Source organism: Shewanella kaireitica (assembly GCF_023284045.1).
GTDB classification, from domain to species: Bacteria; Pseudomonadota; Gammaproteobacteria; order Enterobacterales; family Shewanellaceae; genus Shewanella; species Shewanella kaireitica.
Window position 1 is genome coordinate 1 of the sequence record NZ_JAKIKQ010000014.1, and the last position, 20027, is coordinate 20027.

11 protein-coding genes are annotated in these 20027 nt (G+C 43.0%); 7 read left to right on the forward strand and 4 right to left on the reverse strand.

From position 1 onward, the window contains the following. Window positions 1–236 precede the first annotated feature (236 nt). From L2730_RS15755 to L2730_RS15785, 7 genes are all read left to right on the forward strand, one after another. Window positions 237–653: a CBS domain-containing protein gene (locus L2730_RS15755; RefSeq protein ID WP_248975462.1), complete on the forward strand. Its 417-nt coding sequence runs from the start codon at window positions 237–239 to the stop codon at window positions 651–653. A gap of 87 nt (window positions 654–740) precedes the next feature. Beyond that, the gene (gene hrpA, locus L2730_RS15760) at window positions 741–4619 is read left to right on the forward strand and encodes an ATP-dependent RNA helicase HrpA (RefSeq protein ID WP_428848463.1); all 3879 of its coding nucleotides are present in this window, start codon (window positions 741–743) and stop codon (window positions 4617–4619) included. Between the two features lie 722 nt (window positions 4620–5341). Next, window positions 5342–5659: a chaperone NapD gene (locus L2730_RS15765; protein ID WP_248975464.1), complete on the forward strand. Its 318-nt coding sequence runs from the start codon at window positions 5342–5344 to the stop codon at window positions 5657–5659. Continuing rightward, a complete protein-coding gene (gene napA, locus L2730_RS15770) occupies window positions 5656–8145 on the forward strand; it encodes a nitrate reductase catalytic subunit NapA (RefSeq protein ID WP_248975465.1) in 2490 nt (829 codons plus the stop codon). Before L2730_RS15765 ends, napA begins: the two co-directional genes overlap by 4 nt. Window positions 8146–8157: 12 nt before the next feature. Continuing rightward, a complete protein-coding gene (locus tag L2730_RS15775; RefSeq protein ID WP_248975466.1) occupies window positions 8158–8628 on the forward strand; it encodes a nitrate reductase cytochrome c-type subunit in 471 nt (156 codons plus the stop codon). Window positions 8629–8648: 20 nt separating this feature from the next. Next, on the forward strand, window positions 8649–9239 hold the full coding sequence (locus L2730_RS15780; protein WP_220739228.1) for a NapC/NirT family cytochrome c: 591 nt from the start codon (window positions 8649–8651) through the stop codon (window positions 9237–9239). Window positions 9240–9248: 9 nt separating this feature from the next. After that, window positions 9249–9377, forward strand: a complete 129-nt coding sequence (locus L2730_RS15785; RefSeq protein WP_248975467.1) for a TIGR02808 family protein — start codon at window positions 9249–9251, stop codon at window positions 9375–9377. Between the two features lie 154 nt (window positions 9378–9531). Here L2730_RS15785 and L2730_RS15790 read toward each other — a convergent pair whose 3' ends face one another. From L2730_RS15790 to recC, 4 genes are all read right to left on the reverse strand, one after another. Then, a complete protein-coding gene (locus L2730_RS15790; protein WP_248975468.1) occupies window positions 9532–10530 on the reverse strand; it encodes a D-alanine--D-alanine ligase in 999 nt (332 codons plus the stop codon). Window positions 10531–10644: 114 nt separating this feature from the next. Further along, complete coding sequence (gene recD / locus L2730_RS15795) at window positions 10645–12627, reverse strand: exodeoxyribonuclease V subunit alpha (protein WP_248975469.1); 1983 nt, start codon at window positions 12625–12627, stop codon at window positions 10645–10647. Continuing rightward, on the reverse strand, window positions 12627–16319 hold the full coding sequence (gene recB, locus L2730_RS15800; RefSeq protein WP_248975470.1) for an exodeoxyribonuclease V subunit beta: 3693 nt from the start codon (window positions 16317–16319) through the stop codon (window positions 12627–12629). Before recB ends, recD begins: the two co-directional genes overlap by 1 nt. A 1-nt stretch (window position 16320) precedes the next feature. Further along, complete coding sequence (gene recC / locus L2730_RS15805; RefSeq protein WP_248975471.1) at window positions 16321–19989, reverse strand: exodeoxyribonuclease V subunit gamma; 3669 nt, start codon at window positions 19987–19989, stop codon at window positions 16321–16323. Window positions 19990–20027 lie beyond the last annotated feature (38 nt).

Here is a 20027-nt window from a genome sequence, read left to right on the forward strand (position 1 = left end):
GAGTTCCTCAGTCTTTCCACTTCTGCTTTGCATTGGCTTAAAAGGGAACAACCATTTCTTTACCAATGCGCTTTGAATTGAAAAGACTGAGGGGCTCTGAACTGGCCAAATGCTTAATGCAATTGGTATTAGATTGCCTGGTTCGACTCACTCGTTTAAGCCTATCGTTTTAATCTACTCCCCAATCGTTAAATATTAGCTAAACTGAAATTGAGGTAAATTATTAGGGGAATGTTATGGATTCAATACACGTAAAAGAGCATATGGATCGCCAACCGGTAATGTTAACACCGACAATGTCTTTAGCGACCGCAGTTGAAAACTTACTGAAGAACAAAAAATTAGGGGCTCCAGTTGTTGATAATGACGGTCATCTTGTTGGCTTTTTGTCACAGCAAGATTGTTTAGCCGTGATGCTAAAAAGCAGTTATCACTGTGATTTAACCGCAATCGTTAAGGATTGCATGCGCACCGATGTATTATCTGTACAGCCCAATACCAGTGTACTTGCTTTAGCCGAGCAGATGTTAGGCCCAAAACCTAAGGTTTATCCTGTGGTTGATGACGGCAAAGTCGTCGGCACGATTAACCGAACTAATGTGCTTGCCGCCATTAATACTTATATGCAGCAATGTTATTTAACGCCCGCTTAAAATTAAAGATATTTTATATCTGCTATACCACTGAAGTGCGTTCCTTGTTAGGATCGGCCTCTTTGATTTTGGCTATGGAATTTGCACTTGAGTTCGCAACAGCACCATTTATCTAACGCATTTTTAAAACACTGTTATGAAGCCGATGCCGCTAAAATAAGGCGTCGTCTTTTTAGGCTTCGCAAAGAGCCGGAATCTGAGAAAAAAAGTGCAACGTTAGATTCTCTTGAGCAGTTGGCACTAGCGTCTCGTAAGAAAGTTGAGCTGCGTTTAGCAAATCGTCCAAAGGTAACCTTTCCTGAAAATCTACCTGTATCGCAAAAACGAGATGAAATAGCGACGGCTATCGCAGGGAATCAGGTTGTTATTATTGCCGGTGAAACTGGTTCAGGTAAAACCACGCAGTTACCTAAAATTTGTCTTGAATTGGGCTTAGGCACTCGTGGCCTAATAGGTCATACACAGCCTCGTAGACTTGCTGCCCGCAGTGTTGCGACGCGTATTGCTGAAGAGATGAATACGCCTCTTGGGGAGGCGGTTGGTTTTAAAGTACGTTTTGCTGATGCTATAAAGCCAGAGTCCTATATCAAATTAATGACTGACGGTATTTTATTGGCAGAACTAACCTCAGATAAGTTCTTAAACCAGTATGACACCATCATTATTGATGAAGCGCACGAGCGTAGTCTTAACATTGATTTTATATTGGGTTATTTGAAAAATGTTTTAAAAAAGCGCCCTGATCTTAAAGTGATTATCACCTCGGCTACTATTGATGTTGAGCGTTTCTCACAACATTTTAATGGCGCGCCAGTGATTGAGGTTTCTGGCCGTACTTATCCAGTAGAGACTCGTTATCGTCCGTTAGTTAAAGACAGCGATGAAGATTTAGATCTGGTGGATGGCATTTTTGCCGCAACAGATGAGCTGATCAACGAAGGCCTTGGCGACATTCTTATATTTATGAATGGCGAACGAGAAATTCGCGATGTAGCAGAGCAACTGAATCGAAGGCAGTATCGAGACACGGAAATTCTCCCCTTATATGCAAGACTCTCTTATGGTGAGCAGTCAAAAGTATTTAAGAGTCATGTCGGTAGGCGTATCGTATTGGCAACAAACGTGGCGGAGACTTCTTTAACAGTGCCGGGTATTCGCTATGTGATAGACCCAGGAACAGCGAGAATTAGTCGTTACAGCTATCGCACCAAAGTACAGCGGTTACCGATTGAACCTATTTCACAAGCAAGTGCTAATCAGCGTCAAGGCCGTTGTGGACGCGTCGCACCTGGGATCTGTATAAGACTATATAGCGAAGATGATTTTACTTCTCGCCCAGAGTTTACTGATCCGGAGATTTTACGAACAAACCTTGCGTCGGTAATTTTGAAAATGCTGGCTATTGGCTTAGGTGATATCGAAGGCTTCCCGTTTATTCAGCCACCTGACGCACGTTATATCCGAGATGGCTTTATGTTGCTTGAAGAACTCCAAGCAGTCAGCCAGAAAAAGGGGCAATTAAATTTAACTGCACTAGGAAAGCAGCTTGCGCATATCCCTGTTGATCCACGCCTGGCAAGGATGGTCATACAGGCACAGCAAAATGGCTGCTTGCATGAAGCGCTAGTGATAACCTCTGCGCTGTCTATCCAAGATCCGCGTGAACGGCCAATGGATAAGAAGCAAGCTGCCGATCAAGCTCACAACCGTTTTAGCGATAAAGACTCTGATTTTGTCTCATATTTAAATCTTTGGGATTTCTTAAAACAGAGCCAAAAGGAACTATCGAGCAATCAGTTTAGAAAGCAGTGTAAGGCTGAATTTTTAGCTTATCTTAGAGTACGCGAATGGCAAGATCTCTATGCCCAGCTGAGGCAAGCTACCCATGAGCTAAAGTGGAAGCTTAACGACACGAATGCTGAATTAAATTATGAGCTGTTACATAAGTCTTTATTAACAGGTTTGTTAAGCCATATTGGTTTTAAAGATAAAGACAAAGAGTACCTTGGTGCCCGTAATCGCAAGTTTTATGTGTTTCCAGGTTCGCCTCTAGCTAAGAAAGGCCCCAAATGGTTAATGGCGGCAGAGCTCACTGAAACATCACGTTTATTTGCACGCTGCTGCGCTAAGATCCAACCAGAATGGATTGAGCCGCTTGCGGCACATTTGGTGAAGAAGAACTATGTAGAACCACATTTTGAGTCAAAGCAGGGCTCGGTGGTCGCATTAGAAAATCAAGTGCTGTATGGCTTGCAGATCGTAAATCGACGCAAGGTGCAATATGGGCCGATTGAACCCGTAGAAGCACGAGACATCTTTATTCGTTCAGCGTTAGCTGAAGGCGAACTTAGAACTAATGAAGCGTTTTTCATCAATAACCAGAAGTTATTACTCGATATCGAATCACTTGAACATAAGTCTCGCCGACGGGATATTTTAGTCGACGAGCAAGCATTGTTTCATTTCTATGAACCTAAAATACCCGCAGATATTTATAACGCACCGACGTTTATAAAATGGTGGAAAAAAGCTAAACAAAAAAATCCTGATTTACTTGATTTTGAACGTGAAGCGTTAATGCAGCGCAGTAGTGACCATGTGTCAGCGTTGGACTTTCCTGAAAAGTGGCATAAAGGTAATTTAAAACTTAAGATCAGTTACCACTTTGAACCATCAGCCGCGGATGATGGAGTGTCGGTTCATATTCCTGTTGCATTGATCAATCAAGTCGATGATATTGATTTTGATTGGATAGTCCCAGGGCTTCGCGAGGAAAAGTGTATTGCTTTGATAAAGTCTCTGCCCAAAGCGCTACGTAGAAATTTTGTCCCTGCACCAGATTATGCAAAAGCCTGTTTACAAGCGATCACACCCTTTGAATTACCCCTGATAGAAGCGATGTGTAAACAGCTTCTTAGAATGAGTGGTGTGCGGATTTCAGCTGAAGATTTTGATGAATCACAACTAGCACAGCATCTGCTTGTTAATTTTAAAGTTGAAGGTGATAAAGGGAAGTTACTGACCCAAGGACGCATTCTTGAACCATTAAAGTCGAGTATGCAAGGTCAAGTTGTACAAGCCATTCGAGAAGTTGCTGATTCTGGTATTGAGCAAAAAGGGATTGAAAAATGGACCTTCGGTGACCTACCAAAACGATTTGAACAAAAGAAAGGTAATTTTGAAGTTAAAGCCTTTCCCGCGCTGGTGGATGATAAAACCAGTGTTTCGATCAAATTATTTGATGACGAGTTTGAGGCGGAAAAACAGCATCGAATCGGTCTGCAGAGGTTGCTGCTCATCAATATTCCTTCGCCGGTAAAGCATTTACAAAAATCACTGCCTAATAAAGCTAAACTGGCTATGTACTTTAACCCATTTGGGCAAGTACAAGTGCTGATTGATGATATCTTATCGGCTGCTGTACAGCAGCTTATTGATGAGAAAGGGATCGATATTCGCGCTGAACAGCAGTTTAATGAAGCCAGAGAGTGGGTGAGACAAGAGCTTAACCCTACAGCGGAAAAAATTGCACTCAAAGTCGAAGAAGTGCTCACTATTTACAATCGTATAAAGAAGCGTTTAAAAGGTAAGATAAGCTTAGATATTGCCTTTGCTATGAGTGATATTCAAAGCCAACTTGATCAATTAGTATTCAAAGGCTTCGTAGAGCAGTGCGGTTGGAATCGACTTAGCGATATTATTCGTTACTTAAAAGGTATCGAAAATCGTTTAGATAAGCTGCCCGTTGATCCTAACCGTGATCGTTTGCATATGCATAGTATTAACAAAGTTCAAGAAGTGTTAAAAGGCCAGCTGGCAAAGCTGCCTAAATCTATGCCTATTCCTGATGTGTTAACAGAGGCTCGATGGATGATTGAGGAGTATAGAGTCTCTTGCTTTGCACAAGTGCTGGGGACTGCTTATCCGATTTCTGAGAAACGAATTCTAAATCAATTACAAAGCTAAACCTTAAACCAATTACCAAGATAATTTAAACACAGCTCTACTGCCTAAACGTTTGATACGGGCAGTAGGGTTTATCATTTTGCACAATCCCTACTAATACCATTTCTTTGCCTTCCTTTAAAAATTTTGTTGCCATTGTGTTATAAAAGTTTGTAAACCCCAAAATAAACAGCCATTATTGAATGACCTGTTAAGTCATTACTTAACTAAGCGCTTGACTTGTTAGGTCATTTTTTCATCGAATAAACCGGCTTAAATACGTGATCAAGTTAAATATTGCATAAAAAAGATGATCTAGATCAACCTAGGGCAGGCTTTACCAAAAGTAGGTATATAACAGTTAGATAGACAACTGTTACTCTCTGCGCCAAGTTAACTATATGTTGATATTGGCTCTGAACCTCATGTGGATTCAGCAAAAATAGGCACTGTTAGAATCGTACTTAGTGAGTATAAAACGTAATTTAGAGTTGATGCTTTTAGTGATGACAACAGGATATGAAAAGTGGGTATCTGACGCTTTTGTCAATTTCCCAGCCATAAAATATAGCCCTAGTGAGAGTGTTAGTCGGTTTTCGACATTCAGACTTTCTACTGGAGCACTGTACAAATCAACAATAACAATAACAAAACACGACTGTAGTGGATGAGGGGAGACATGATTAGTTTACCCACAAAATATCCTTTCAGCTTTATTACTCAGATAGATAAGGAACGCAACCATGTCGTTACCTGAGGCTCATATTTCTAGCTTGTTGGTTCAAGTTAGTCCAGAGCACTTAAGCCAAACTCAAGAACTCATTTTAGAGTTTAAAGAAGCCGAGATTTATGGTGTCAGCGAAGTCGGAAAAATCGTCGTAGTGTTAGAAACACAAACTGAAGGTTTTATTAGCGACATTATTGGGAAAATAAGTGATATGCCTGGTGTGCTTGGTGCAACCATGGTGTATCACCAAATCGATAATGAACCGATTGAAAGTGCTGAATCCACCAATTTACCCCCTTATAAAAAAGAGTGTGTTAGCGAGGAACAAGTATGAAAATGTCTAGACGTGAGTTTATCAAAGCAAATGCAGCAGCGTCTGCTGCAGCACTTGCTGGTGTTACTCTTCCAGCCACAGCAACGAACTTAATCGCATTAAGTGATGAGTCAAAAATTCATTGGGATAAAGCCCCTTGTCGTTTCTGTGGTACTGGTTGCTCGGTACTTGTTGGAACGCAAGAAGGTAAAGTTGTTGCGACCCAAGGTGACCCTGAAGCACCCGTCAATAAGGGCCTTAACTGTATTAAGGGGTATTTTCTTTCCAAAATCATGTATGGCGATGACCGCTTAACTCAGCCGTTACTACGCCAAACAAATGGCAAGTTTGATAAAGATGGTGATTTTGCCCCTGTAAGCTGGGATCAAGCATTTGATATCATGGCTGATAAGTGGAAAACGGCATTGAAAGCGAAAGGCCCGACTAGCGTAGGTATGTTTGGTTCTGGACAATGGACAGTCATGGAAGGTTATGCCGCTTCTAAGATGATGAAAGCGGGTTTCCGCTCTAACAACATCGACCCGAATGCTCGCCACTGTATGGCTTCTGCTGTTGGTGGCTTTATGCGAAGCTTTGGTATCGATGAACCAATGGGCTGTTATGATGACTTCGAAGAAGCTGATGCATTTGTGCTTTGGGGTTCTAATATGGCAGAGATGCACCCAATTTTATGGAGTCGCATCACCGATCGTCGCTTGAGCTTTCCACATGTTAAAGTAAACGTGCTGTCTACTTACTATCACCGTTCTTTCGAGCTCGCTGATAAAGGCTACATTTTTAAGCCACAAACCGACCTAGTAATTGCAAACTTTATTGCTAATTACATTATTGAAAATGATGCTGTCAATTGGGATTTTGTCAGTAAGCATACCCATTTCAAGCAGGCAACTACAGATATTGGTTATGGTTTAAGGGATGAGCATCCTCTGCAGCAAGCAGCGGCTAATCCAAATGTCGGTAAGATGTACTCTATTGATTTTGAAGAGTATAAAAAGTCGGTAGCGCCATATACGCTTGAAAAAGCAGTAGAAATGACCGGTCTAAATGAAGAGCAACTGGTTACGCTTGCTAAGCAATTCGCTGATCCTAAGATAAAGGTTATGTCTCTATGGACTATGGGTATGAACCAACATACTCGCGGCGTATGGATGAACTCGCTTGTTTATAATATCCACTTGCTAGTGGGTAAAATATCGACTCCTGGTAATGGCCCGTTCTCGCTAACAGGTCAACCATCTGCGTGTGGTACTGCGCGTGAAGTAGGAACATTCTCACACCGTTTACCTGCAGACATGGTAGTTGCTAATCCTGAGCACCGTAAGCATGCTGAGCATTTGTGGAAAATACCTGAAGGTACTATTCCACCAAAACCAGGCTTCCATGCGGTATTGCAAGATCGCAAGCTTAATGATGGTGTGCTGAATGCTTATTGGACCATGTGTAATAACAACATGCAGGCCGGTCCTAACATCAATCAAGAGCGTTTACCGGGCTACCGCAATCCGGAAAACTTTATCGTCTGTTCAGATCCGTACCCAACCGCAACAGCACAAGCTGCCGACTTAATCTTGCCTACAGCGATGTGGGTAGAGAAAGAGGGCGCTTATGGTAATGCTGAACGCCGCACTCAAGTTTGGTATCAGCAGGTTAAAGCACCTGGTGAGGCTAAATCAGATCTATGGCAAATTATGGAATTCGCAAAGCGCTTCAAAATTGAAGAGGTGTGGAGTGAAGAGCTAATCGCACAGATGCCAGAAGTACGTGGTAAAAATATGTGTGAAGTACTATTTGAGAACGGCCAAGTCAATAAGTTTCCTTTATCAGAAGCACAAGAGCTAAATGATGATGCTAAAGACCAAGGTTACTACGTACAAAAAGGCCTATTTGAAGAGTATGCGAGCTTCGGTCGTGGTCATGGTCATGATTTAGCACCCTATGATCGCTACCATAAAGAGCGTGGATTACGCTGGCCAGTTGTTGATGGTAAAGAGACAAAATGGCGCTTTAAAGAAGGATCAGATCCTTATGTAGGTAAAGGTAAGGGCTTTGAGTTCTATGGTAAGCCAGATGGTAAAGCATGGATTATTTCTGCGCCATATGAAGCGCCACCAGAGTCGCCTGATGAAGAGTACAACCTGTGGTTATGTACCGGCCGAGTATTAGAACATTGGCATACAGGCACCATGACACGTCGTGTACCTGAACTTTACAAGGCAGTTCCTGATGGGCTTTGTTACATGCATCCAGACGATGCTAAAGCTCATGGTGTTCGTCGTGGTGATGAAGTGCTAATGAGTAATAAACGTGGTGATATTCGTGTGCGTGTTGAGACTCGCGGGCGTAACCGTCCACCAAAAGGCTTGGTATTCGTGCCATTTTTCGATGCTCGTATCTTGATTAATAAACTAATTTTAGATGCAACTGATCCACTATCAAAACAGACAGACTATAAAAAGTGTCCTGTTAAAATCACGAAAATAGTATAAGGCAGGGTTACGATGAAAAAATCAATTTTATTAACATTGAGTATTACCTTAACTCTTATCAGTGGTTTTACTTTCAGTGAGGAACCAGCAACGGGGCTGGACAGAGGTATTGGTGGTGTTGAATCGCTACGCGGCGACACTGAGCTAGAAACCACAAGACCTGCAGACCCTATGAAGAAAGTGCCTCGCGATCAGGTGGATATTGAAAGCAGTTATGTGTTTCAGCCTCCATTGATCCCACATCACATTCGACACTATGAAGTCTCATTGAATGCTAACAAGTGTTTGTCATGTCATAGCTGGACAAAAGCGAAGCAGATGGGAGCAACTAAAATCAGTGTGACACACTTCATAAATCGAAATGACGAAGTATTGGCTGATGTATCTCCAAGACGCTACTTTTGCTTGCAGTGCCACGTAACACAAGCAGATGCAAAACCGTTAGTAGGTAACTCGTTTGAACGTGTTAAGTCACTGCAATAACAATAAAGGCAGGTAATAATATGAAATGGATTATTAACGCCTTAAAAGGCTTCTGGGGCATATTAAAAAGCCCTAGTAAGGCTGCTGTAGGTATTGTGCTATTTATGGGGTTCGCTGGCGGACTCATGTTCTGGGGTGCATTTAACACCGGCATGGAAGCGACTAACACTGAAGAGTTTTGTTCTGGATGCCATGCACCTATTGTGGCTGAAATTCAAGAAACGATTCATTATGCAAACCGATCGGGTGTTCGTGCTATCTGTTCAGATTGTCACGTACCTCATGCTTGGACGGATAAAATCGTGCGTAAAGTTCAGGCTTCAAAAGAGCTTTTTGCATATTTTGTGACTCAAACCATTAATACACCTGAAAAGTTTAAAGAGCGTCGTGCTCATTTAGCTGAAAGGGAGTGGGCAAGAATGAAGAAGAACGACTCTTTAGAGTGTCGTAACTGTCATAACTTTGAGTTTATGGATTTCTCTGAGCAGAGTCCGCGTAGTGTTAGGCAGCATTCTACAGCACTTGCGAATGGTGAAAACACCTGTGTAGATTGTCATAAAGGTATTGCCCATAATCTACCAGATATGCACAAAGTTGAAGGCTGGCAATAAGGAGCCATTATGAGTACATTAGAGAGTGTTATATGGCATGTCCTTGGCTATACCGCCATGCCCGTGATTATACTTGCAGGTTTTACTGTTGTAGCAGTCGCTTCGGTTTGGATTTTGTCTAAAACCGCTGATAAGTAATTTGCCATAGTGATAGATTAAAAAGCCTGACTTAAATTAAGTCAGGCTTTTTTGTTCTGGATTCTTTACTGAAGCATTGGCAAGTAGCACTAAAATGAAAACCTCAACAGACTCAGAGCTGTCGCTTTTGCTGCTTGTCTCTTAGCTAATTTAGTTAATCCGAGCTTTTAATGTTGCTTAACAAATAGTTCGGGAAGCTATGGCCATGGTTTTGTAACATTTTAGGGAACATAGAGATAGGTGTGAGTCCTGGAAAGGTATTGATCTCATTGAGCAGTACTTCGCCATCATCAGTTAAAAAGAAATCGATACGTGATAAATGCCGTAACTTCATTCCTTTAAAAGCATTGATTGCATATTGGCGGATCAAGTCGCTGACCTCTTTTGAAATATCAGCCACGACCTGAGTTTGTGCTTGGCTATTAGCTGCGTATTTTTCGTCGAAAGTATAAAAGTTATTACTGGAACAGATCACTTCACCAGGAACGGTTGCGACAATTTCATCGTCAATCTCGTAGACAGCAACTTCTAGCTCTCTAGCACTAATGGTTTTCTCGACAATGACATAATCTGAAAAAGTAAAGGCTTGTGCTAATGTCGATGCTACATCTTCTTGATTATCGATGCGATAACAGCCAACTGATGACCCTTGAGACGCTGCCTTAACAAAAATACTGCCCCAATTTTCAAGTGCGTTAGTTGCTTGTTCTATTGAAACGTTACTCATCTCATTGAGAAACAGATAGGGAGTATTGGGGATGTTGAGCGCGCTAAACCACATTTTTGCGGTAATTTTATTAAAACAATTCCGGCTAGCCTCCGCTTTGCAGCCGAAGTAGGGTAGATTGATCAGTTCAAAGTAAGATTGGATATCGCCAGTTTCACCAGGAAAACCGTGAATACAAGGAATGGCAAAATCGACTTCCCAGGGAGCTCTATTATCGCCGTCAAAGCGGATCTGTCTGCGGCTAGTTAGCTCGCAATTTTCGCCAGCCGCGGTTCGATAATGACCATTTACATCTAATTCGACGCGTAGCACATTAAATTGAGGAAGAGTCGCTAGCGAAGTTTCAAAATAGTTTGCTGATAAAAGGGATATTGCATGTTCGTCTCCACCACCACCGCAAAGTAATAAAATATTCGTTGTACTCATCTAATCCCCACTTGTAACTGGTTAAAATTTTGCAAGGCTCAACTATGGCGCAATCACTTAGTAATGCAACTGTTCAAGTTGATTTTAAAGCCAGTAGCTGCTTTTATCATCTGTTTACTCGTCAGTGTCAGCTATTTTGCTCCAAAGACGTTCAGATAGGCCTGAAGAGCGCTGAGTTAAACGCGAGCTTGCTTGCTCAAATATTCGCTGACTGCCCAGACAAGTAAAATGATGTTTAGCGCGAGTAATTGCGGTATAAACCAACTCTTTTGATAAAAGCTGCTGTTGGGCAAGGCTTGGCCTAATCGGCATGACTAACGAGACGTGACTAAATTCACTTCCTTGGCTCTTATGAACAGTCATCGCATAGCAAGTTTCATGGCTTGGCAAGCGTGCTGGTAGTACTTTTAGCAGTCCACCATCGGCTTGAATAAAGTGCGCCATTAGTCGCCTTGAATCACTGCTCTCATCTGGCAAAATTAGCCCTATGTCACCGTTAAAAAGGCCAAGGTTATAGTCATTGCTCTGAATGATTACCGGGCGACCAGCATAGAATTCTTGCTCGGGATTAATAAGAGCTGCGGTTGCAAGGCTCTGGCTGACACTTTGGTTGATCCCCTCTACGCCATATTCGCCGGCGCGCATGGCGCACAATATACGGTATTGATTGAAGCTATCGATAATATCAATGGCAGACACAGCTTTATTATTCATCAATTCAAGATAAGCGCCATATTTGTCAACAGACTGCGCTAACATAGCTTCTAGGCCGAGGTTTGAGTGATTGCTGCTACTGTTAGTATTGCTATGCTCTAACCAAAGCAGCTCTTTATAGCCCGTTTGCCACACCTGAGCAATCCTTTCAAGGTTAGCTTGGTTTACCGCTTCGGCCAATTGACCAATACCAGCATCGCCAATAAAGCGGTGACTGTGCATTAGCATACATAGGCTATCCCCAATCTGTGGGTCATCACTGATAAAGTTATCTAGCGGATCATGGGTTAGTTGGCTTAACAATTTCGCCTGTTGTTTTGAATAGCGCATCTGCCATCCATTTGTCCCATCAGCTAAATTTACTCTTAAACCACTGCAGATATCTGCAAGGACTGCACCTGCTTCTACCGAGGCCAGTTGGTCTTGATCTCCTAGGAGGATAAGGCTTGCCTGTGCGGGCAGGGCAGATAATAATTTGTGCATCATTGGCAAATCAACCATAGATGCTTCATCGATAATTAACAGATCCAGTCGTAAAGGGTTATCTTTATGGTGCCTAAATTGGTGGGAGTTAGGGATAACACCAAGTAGTCGATGCAAAGTGGCGGCCTCTTCTGGGATCTGCGCCATAGTCGATTTAAGCGTGTCTTCTGGAAGATGCAGTAGCTCGCTGGCAAGCCGCTGCTTAGATGCTTTGATTGATTCACTTAAACGCGCTGCCGCTTTCCCCGTCGGAGCCACCAAGCGAATAGTCAGTTCTTGCTGTGAAGTCAGCAGATACAAAAGCTTAGTGACTGTGGTCGTTTTACCAGTGCCTGGTCCTCCAGTGATAACCGCTAAGCGTTTGGTTAACGCTGTTGCTGTTGATATCTTCTGCCAGTCATACTGCTGTTCATTTGAAGTAAATAGCTGATCGAGTAATATCTTCGCGTCATCTAACAGATCTGATGAAGATTGTTTGAGCATTGGCGATTGTGCCAAACGGATCAGGTGTGCAGCCACTTCACACTCATAATGGTAATATCGCTGTAAATACAGGTTACCCTTGTCTAAGATCAATGGTGCTAATATGGCGCTATCAGGTGTGCTGACGGCATCAAAATTAAGTAATTCAGTTGTAAGCTCATCAACTGTCATATTAATCTGACATTGGCTTTTTTGCTCTTTGAGTGGGTTGCCAAAGTCTATTTGTTCAAGGGGCAGGCAGGAGTGCTGGCTCGAAAGATGCTGACTGAGCAAAGTACAGATCAAAATAAACAGCGGAGATTGCTGCTGATGAAGCTGCGCCATCTGTAGTGCAAAATGTCTATCAAGCGGTGTTAATAAACGGTCGTTTTGCCACTCTTTAAGTAAAATATCCAATGAAGCTGAAGTTGTTAACATTAGTTAGCCTCAATTGATGAAGTTGTTGGTATATTGCCGAACAATAGATCGAGCTTTTCTATTAATGCTTTTGGCGGCTTATCGTAATACACCCCCGCCTGAGGCGCGCTTACTGACATACCACGTAAAAACAGATAAAAACTGCCGCCAATGTGTTGGTCGTAATCGTAGTCGGTCATTCTAAGGCTTAAATATCGATGTAAGGCTAAGGTGTAGATGATGTACTGCAGATCGTATCGATGGCTGCTAATGGCGGTCTTCATTGATTGGTAGTTATATAAATCGAGGTTATCGCCTAAATGGTTAGATTTGTAATCGGCAATAAAATACTGCTGGTTATGTTCAAAGGTTAAGTCGATAAAACCCTTGAGCATTCCTTGTAGATCATCAAATAAAAGCCCAGCGCTATAACCAAAATCGATAAGCAGTTGATTGAGTTTATTTGCATTTAGCTTACTAATTGGCAGGTAAAACTCCATCTCTACCAACTTCTGGTTATCGGATAATTGGGCGAGTGACAATGTGTTGTCAGTTGCCAGTGGTGCATACAGTAGATCCAGATACCAATCTTTAAGCAGCGAAGTCCAGCTCTCGTCAATGCCATATTTTTTCATCGCGTTGGGTAGATGTTCATCTAAACCGGGGCTGGCATTGGTAAAATCAATGAGTTCAAGTACCAAGTGCATAAAGCTACCCGCATTTGCACCGCGCTCGAAGGTAAAACGTGACGGCTGTTGGTCGAGCTCATCAATAATGACATCAACCTCAGGGAACTGCTCGTCATCAGCACCTGGCTGTACTTTTTCGTGAGCGAGATGTTTTACCAGTCCAGAGTAACTTCCTACTCTCCACGGTGTTTGTTGTGGACGAATGAGTGTTTTGGGGGCTAATTTATTGTCAGGGTTGCTCGCAACCGTCAGTATACGTTGTACTTGTTCGAAGTTGTTATCACCTGCAGGTGTTAACTCTTTTAGACTAATGGCAATAGGCGCTTTATCGGCCAACTGCTGAGCTTTACTGTGCAGTTCGCTGTATTCACATATTTTATTTTCGATACCAAGCAAATAACCAATAGCCGTTTCGTGCAATTGACTGGTCATGCCTTTACTTTTTGTCAGACGACTGTGGTTGGTGATGTACAGGTAGCATTTTAGTACTGGCCTTGTGAGCGCAACATACAATAATCGTAAATCTTCAGCTAACGTTTCACGTTTTTGTCTATCCCATCCTTCATCTGTCTGTTCGATATCCCAAACTAGCTTATTGTGCTCGTGGTAAAGCATAGGAGCTGGTTTTTTACGATTATCTCGACTAAGGCTGACAAAGGGAATAAAGCAGATAGGGTACTCGAGTCCCTTACTTTTATGAATGGTGACTATCTGTACTAGGTTTTGCTCACTAGCGAGTTTTAATTGGGACTCTTCATTGGCTTGATTACCAATTAGTGCCTGTTCAAACCAATTGATAAGTGCACTCATGCCATCAAGTTCACTGGCTTTTTGCTGAAGCAGTTCACTCAAATGTCTAAAGTCAGTTAAGCGGCGTTCGCCCTCATTGGTGTGAAGTAAGCGCTCGATGATGTTTGTTTGGCTTGCGAGATTAAGCAGCGCTGGCATAATGCCGCGCTTTAACCATTGTTGCTGCAAAGTGGCAAATTGCTCTAGTAGCAGTTGACGTTTGTCTTCATCCTGATTAAAGGCGTGGATCTCCTCTGCACGGTAACCCAGTAAAGAGGTTGCAAGTGCACTACGCAATGCACGCTCATCTTTTGGATCTGACATCGCGTACAAGATTAACAGCATCTCTCGTGCATCAACGGTATCAAATACGCTATCTCGGCTTAAAAATACTGAGCCAACATTACGCTGCTCTAACGCTTGCTTAATGACGTTAGCTTCGTGTCTATCTCTGACCAAGACTGCAATGTCTTTTGCTTTTAGCTGAGTTGCACCGATAGCAGATAAGCCTTGCTCGGCATCGATGAGCAAGCGCGCTATCTCATCGGCAGCATCACTAGCCAATAACTGTCTTGCCGTTGTTTTATTAAGGCCTTTCTCTGGATCTTCACTAAGAAGCCGTAGCCTAAGAGCACTATTATCCGTTATCGATTCCTTGAGTATTTTCTTATCTGAGAAACTAGCAGCTTTTACGGGCACAAAAGGGATCGAGTCACTGATAAAAGGATCATCCCGATGTGAGAATATACAGTTGACGGCTTCAACCATCTGTCGATTGGAGCGATAGTTTGTATCCAGGTTATAGTGTTTTGCTGTTTGCTCACGTGCATGGATATAAGTGTGAATATCGGCGCCACGAAAAGCATAAATAGCCTGTTTAGGATCGCCAATCATCAACAAACTTAGCGATTCTGGCTGTGCTATATCTGTAGAAGAGGTAGTAGAGTCATCTTCTTGTTTATTCGTTTGATAGATTTGATTAAAAATATCAAACTGCAGTGGATCTGTGTCTTGAAATTCATCGATTAACGCTATGGGAAAACGCTTAGCAATTGTTCTGGATAAGAACTGAGCTTGGGAGTCTTTTAACGCTTGTGCCAGCGTCAATAACAGATCATCCGGCGTTAACAGGTTACGCTCTAACTTTTGCTCGGCGAACCGTTTGGCGATCCCGTCTCTTGCGCTATAAAGAAAGCTCGGAATTAATTCGACTATAAGCGCTGTAAGTCTTTCTATATGCTCCAGTATCGGTGCTTGTTCTCGACTTGGGATCTCGCCGCCCTTATTGAGTTTCAAACTATTAAGCGATAATGCTTCTAATACTTTCTGTGGCGGTAGCGCGGTGCCGAAAGCGACCCAGTTATCGAGTGCATCGAACATGGCAGCAAGCTTAGGGTAACTATCAGCTTTTTTACCAAAACGAGCACCATTAAGAGGAAGGCTGTGCAACAACTCTTCTGTTTGCTCGCGCTCTCTTGGCCAAATCAATTTGAGCCGACTTAAACTTTGTACTAAATTGGCTGCAACTTTATCAAATGCAGCGGGTTTAGGTTGTGCTATAGCGCTACTTGCGCCAAGCAAAGGTCGAAGTTGCCGTGACAGTTCATCTGGACTGGCAAACTTCTTTTGTATGACTCCTGCAAGACTTTCACTAAGCGGATAGCACTTTTCTCTCCAAAAATCCCGCACTGCGTGGTGCAGAAATTCGCTGTCGTCGAGGGTAAACTCAGACTCAAACAGCAGCGATGACTCAAATGCCATGTCGGCTAGAATACGTTGGCAAAATCCATGAATGGTAAAAATCGCTGCTTCATCAAGAGATTTGAGTGCTAAATCTAGACGCTTACGAGCCAGTGCTTTGTCGCATTCGGGGGTTTCGTTATAGAGTTGGCTAATGAGCTCGTCATCGACCTTTAAGCCGATAAAACAGCGATAGGCTAACTGGATTTTTTTACGGATCCGATCGCGTAGTTCGCCAGTTGCGGCATTGGTAAATGTCACCACTAAGATCTGTTCGCAGCTTAACGCTTGAGCAGTGCCATGACCAAGAAGCAAACGGACATAAAGACCTGCAATCGTGTATGTCTTTCCTGTTCCAGCACTCGCTTCAATCAATCGACTTCCACCAAAGGGCAGAGTGAGCGTGTTAAGTGGTTCTGTGACGATATGACTTGGCCCGTCGATTTGCTCACTAGGTTTGGGTTCGTTACAAGCCGCTAATGACGAATGTTCCATGTTAGTGCTCCTCACTTTTAGAGGTGGGAGAGGGTTGCGCTCCAGCTTCTACATAAGTGGCTAGTTCGCCAAGTCTGCCTTTGTAATACAAGCTAATTAACGGTGACAATAATGTTTGCGCTGTATCGCCAAATCGTTGTTCACTAAAGTCTTCAGGGAATTGATATAAACGCTGGAAATGTGGTTCCATGCCTTCGCCTAATTGGGTCTGTTCGTCTAACCATTGAGGCTGCGCCTCACGCAATTTTTGAATATGGTCACCTTCTGCTTCAACGTAGGCTAGGGCGGTTCTTGGCATAAACATTAAAGGTTGTACTTGTCCCTGTTTAAATAAAGCTATCCACAGGCTTAATTGTTTTATTGCTTGAGCGGCAGTCATCGGCGCAAACACATGGAAATGGCCAATATCAAGTAGGTAGCTATTTATTGGCTGCTTGAGCCTAGTAATATCAGTGCTACCTTGCATTGCGCAAAGGCAAAGGTGCCTTAAGTAAACGCGCACTAAATCTCGACCATTAGCGGTTCCTGGGCGGTAGTTAACCAGTCCTTTAGCGCTTAAATCATCTATGCGACCAACCAGTTTAATAGATTGAGTTGTTAGTGTGCTGCTATCATCAAACGGTGGTAGATCAATAGCAATTTCTACGGATTGGCTTGACTCTCCTTTAAGGTACAAGCTTCTGCCTATCAGTGGGGTGATATCATGCAGATATTGGCTGAGTAATAGATCATCAAAGGGTTTGAGTGGGATATTACCTTGCGCTTTAAGGCGCTCAAGCAGTTTGTCATCAGGGCGCTCTGTTTGATTTTCTATGGCGTGATCTATCAAGACTGATTGTAATTTATAACGCTCTAAAGCATTTAAACTAAAGGGTTCATCGTTGTCATCAGCCCGAACATCAATAGATAAGTCAACTTTAAGGGTTCTATTAAAAAAGTACTGTGCAGGGTTTCGGAAAAATCGAATCAGGGCTGATAGTTCTATCTCCTCTATTTCGTTGCTATCTGGCAGAGCTGTATTTAATAGTGAAGTGTCTAAATTAATAAAGCCATTGCTACTTTTATCGTCGATATTAATAGTTGTTTGTGCCTTAGACACAGGACACCACTGCGCACTGTAACTTTGTTGTAGCGGTAAACTATCAGTAATATGAACACTTTGGTAAAGGCGTTCATCGAATGGCTGTAGTGGCTGCTTACAGATTAACTGTGTTGAGATTGCTTGCTCTATTTTATCAACAAACAGAGCCGCTTCTTGCTCACTTTGGCTATTAGCTTTTGCCTCTAAAGCAAGTTTTGCGGGCAGGTAAGCTAACTGACAGTATTCGACTAACTCAGAGACAAGCATAGATGGGATCCGCTCTGAATCATCACGTTCACTATTACCTATGTAACTGATATACAACTGCTGCCTTGCCGAAAGAATTGCTTCAAGGAAAAGGTATCTATCGTCTAATCGGCGAGAGCGGTCGCCTTTACGAGGACCCATTTGAGCCACCAAGTCGAAGCCGACTGGATGCTGTACTCTTGGATAGATCCCATCATTCATACCGAGTAAACAGACAACTTTAAACGGAATTGAGCGCATAGGCATTAAAGTACAAAAGTTAACACTTCCCGCGAGGTAACGTTGCCCGACTCGAGATTCTGATAAACGACTATTAAACCAGTTTTGCAACACTTCGATGGGAAGGGGGGTCGTATGACCCGATTCGGTTAACTCTTCAGCAAGTGTGACTATCGCGTCACGGATCTCTTGTAATTGTACTTGTTCATCGTCATCGACTAGATAAAAAGCAGCAAGTAGCAGCTCGAGCTGTTCGATACGCTCTGTTAAACTGCAACTTTGTGCTAAAGCAGCGTGCACATCGTCTAAAGCTTCAATAAAATCTAGTAGTTTACCTAACGCCTGCGCGGTTTGTCCTTCAATACCGTTGACTGCTAGCGTTTGCTGATAAAGCGGCGAGTCGTCGGCAAAACTGTAGCCTAATATAAGGCGTTTAATCCCCAGCGACCAAGCATTTTGCTCAAAGGCTGGTAGCTGATGTTCTGCTCGGCTAGCGCCATCTCGACCCCATCGTACACCCGCTTGCTCTAGCCAGCGCTTAAGGATTGTTAGCGAGTCATCGTCTAACTCAAATCGCCTTAACACACTAGGCACTTCCAAAATACCAATGATATCGGTGAGACCAAACCGGCTTTGATTGATATTAAGCAAGTGTAAAAAACTGGCAATCAGCGGAGATTCCTGTACTGCACCACGATCGGCAATTGCGTAAGGAATGTAATGGCTGCCCTGCTTTGCGCTAAAAACGGCATCAATATAAGGTGCGTATGCGGCCACATCGGGCATCATTATAACGATATCTTTAGGCGCTAGTGTTTGATCATTAGAATCTGTTTGCTTGGATAGCATCTCTAGCAGATGATCATGCAGGGTTTCTACTTCTCGCAGTGGACTATGGCAACTGCGAATTGTGATCGAGTGGTCATCCTGTTGCAGCATTCTTCTGCCATCAACCGTTAAATAAAGCGAGCCATCGGGGCCTAAACTTTGCCCTCGAGTACTTAGCTGTAAAATGTCATGTTGCACGCCGTGTAGCATGCAATCAATACCGGGATCTTGGTAACAATCTAAATTAAATGCGGTATGCTCTTCTGGCAATTCAAGCATTAGATCTAACAGCTCACGGCCCATCTTACCGTTATTTGCAAGCAATGGATTTCCGACCTCAAGCTTGTCTTCCCACTCAACTTCAAGTTTTTGTTTGTTGGCATACTGCAGAGCCATGCGGGCTCTTAGACGAGGGTCAACGATATCTCCCCAATAATGCTGACAGGGACTTAGGCTTAGCATGATCACATCAATGCGCTTAGCTAAATGATGCAAAACATCGAGCGTTTGCGGTGCCATTGATGAGATCCCAAACACGAATAGACGCCTTGGTAGAGATGCCATAGAGGTATTTGGATCATCAAGTTTATCAAAAAGTGCTTGGTGTAAGTTAGCGCGGTGATACTGGCTTTTGTGTAACGTATTAGCGTTAAACTCAATTAGCGCTCGCCATAATATAGGTTGCCATGCTTGGGCTGGTGCTAATTTGTCTCCCTTGGGTGGTAAGGTCGGCTCATTTGCTTCCCATGCTGCTATCCAATCTGGTCTGTAAACTAAATATTGGTCAAATATATCGGCTATTTGGCCACTGAGTTGATAGAGCTTTAGCGGGCTTTGCAGATGAGAACCCGATATCGTTGCAGACGCATCAGTTTCAGGGCGCTCGCCTTGTAAGTCATTTGTGCTATGGCCTTGGTTACCGCTATTTAAATAATTGGCTAAAGGAGCAAAATCATCTTGGTCGATAAGAGAGGGTAAAAGCTCCATTAGCTTCCAGGTCATTGCAGCTTTAGTGAAGGCATTTTCCTTGGGTACATCATCTAATAAGGTATGGCAAAGCTGCCAAATAAAACTAGAAGGAAGCGGAAACTCAAGTGCTGCGGCAATACTGTTCTGCCTTGCTATCTCTAATCTTAACCAGGTTGACATACCAGGGCTTTGAACCAATATATGCTCTGGTAAAAGTAATGGTGCATCAGGCAGTGGTGTTGTTAGCTCTGTGGCTAAGATCTGCGATAATGCTTCCATCTGGTTAGATTGTACTAGGTATAGCATGGCGTTCCTTTAATAAAAGATCACTTAAATGAGCCTAT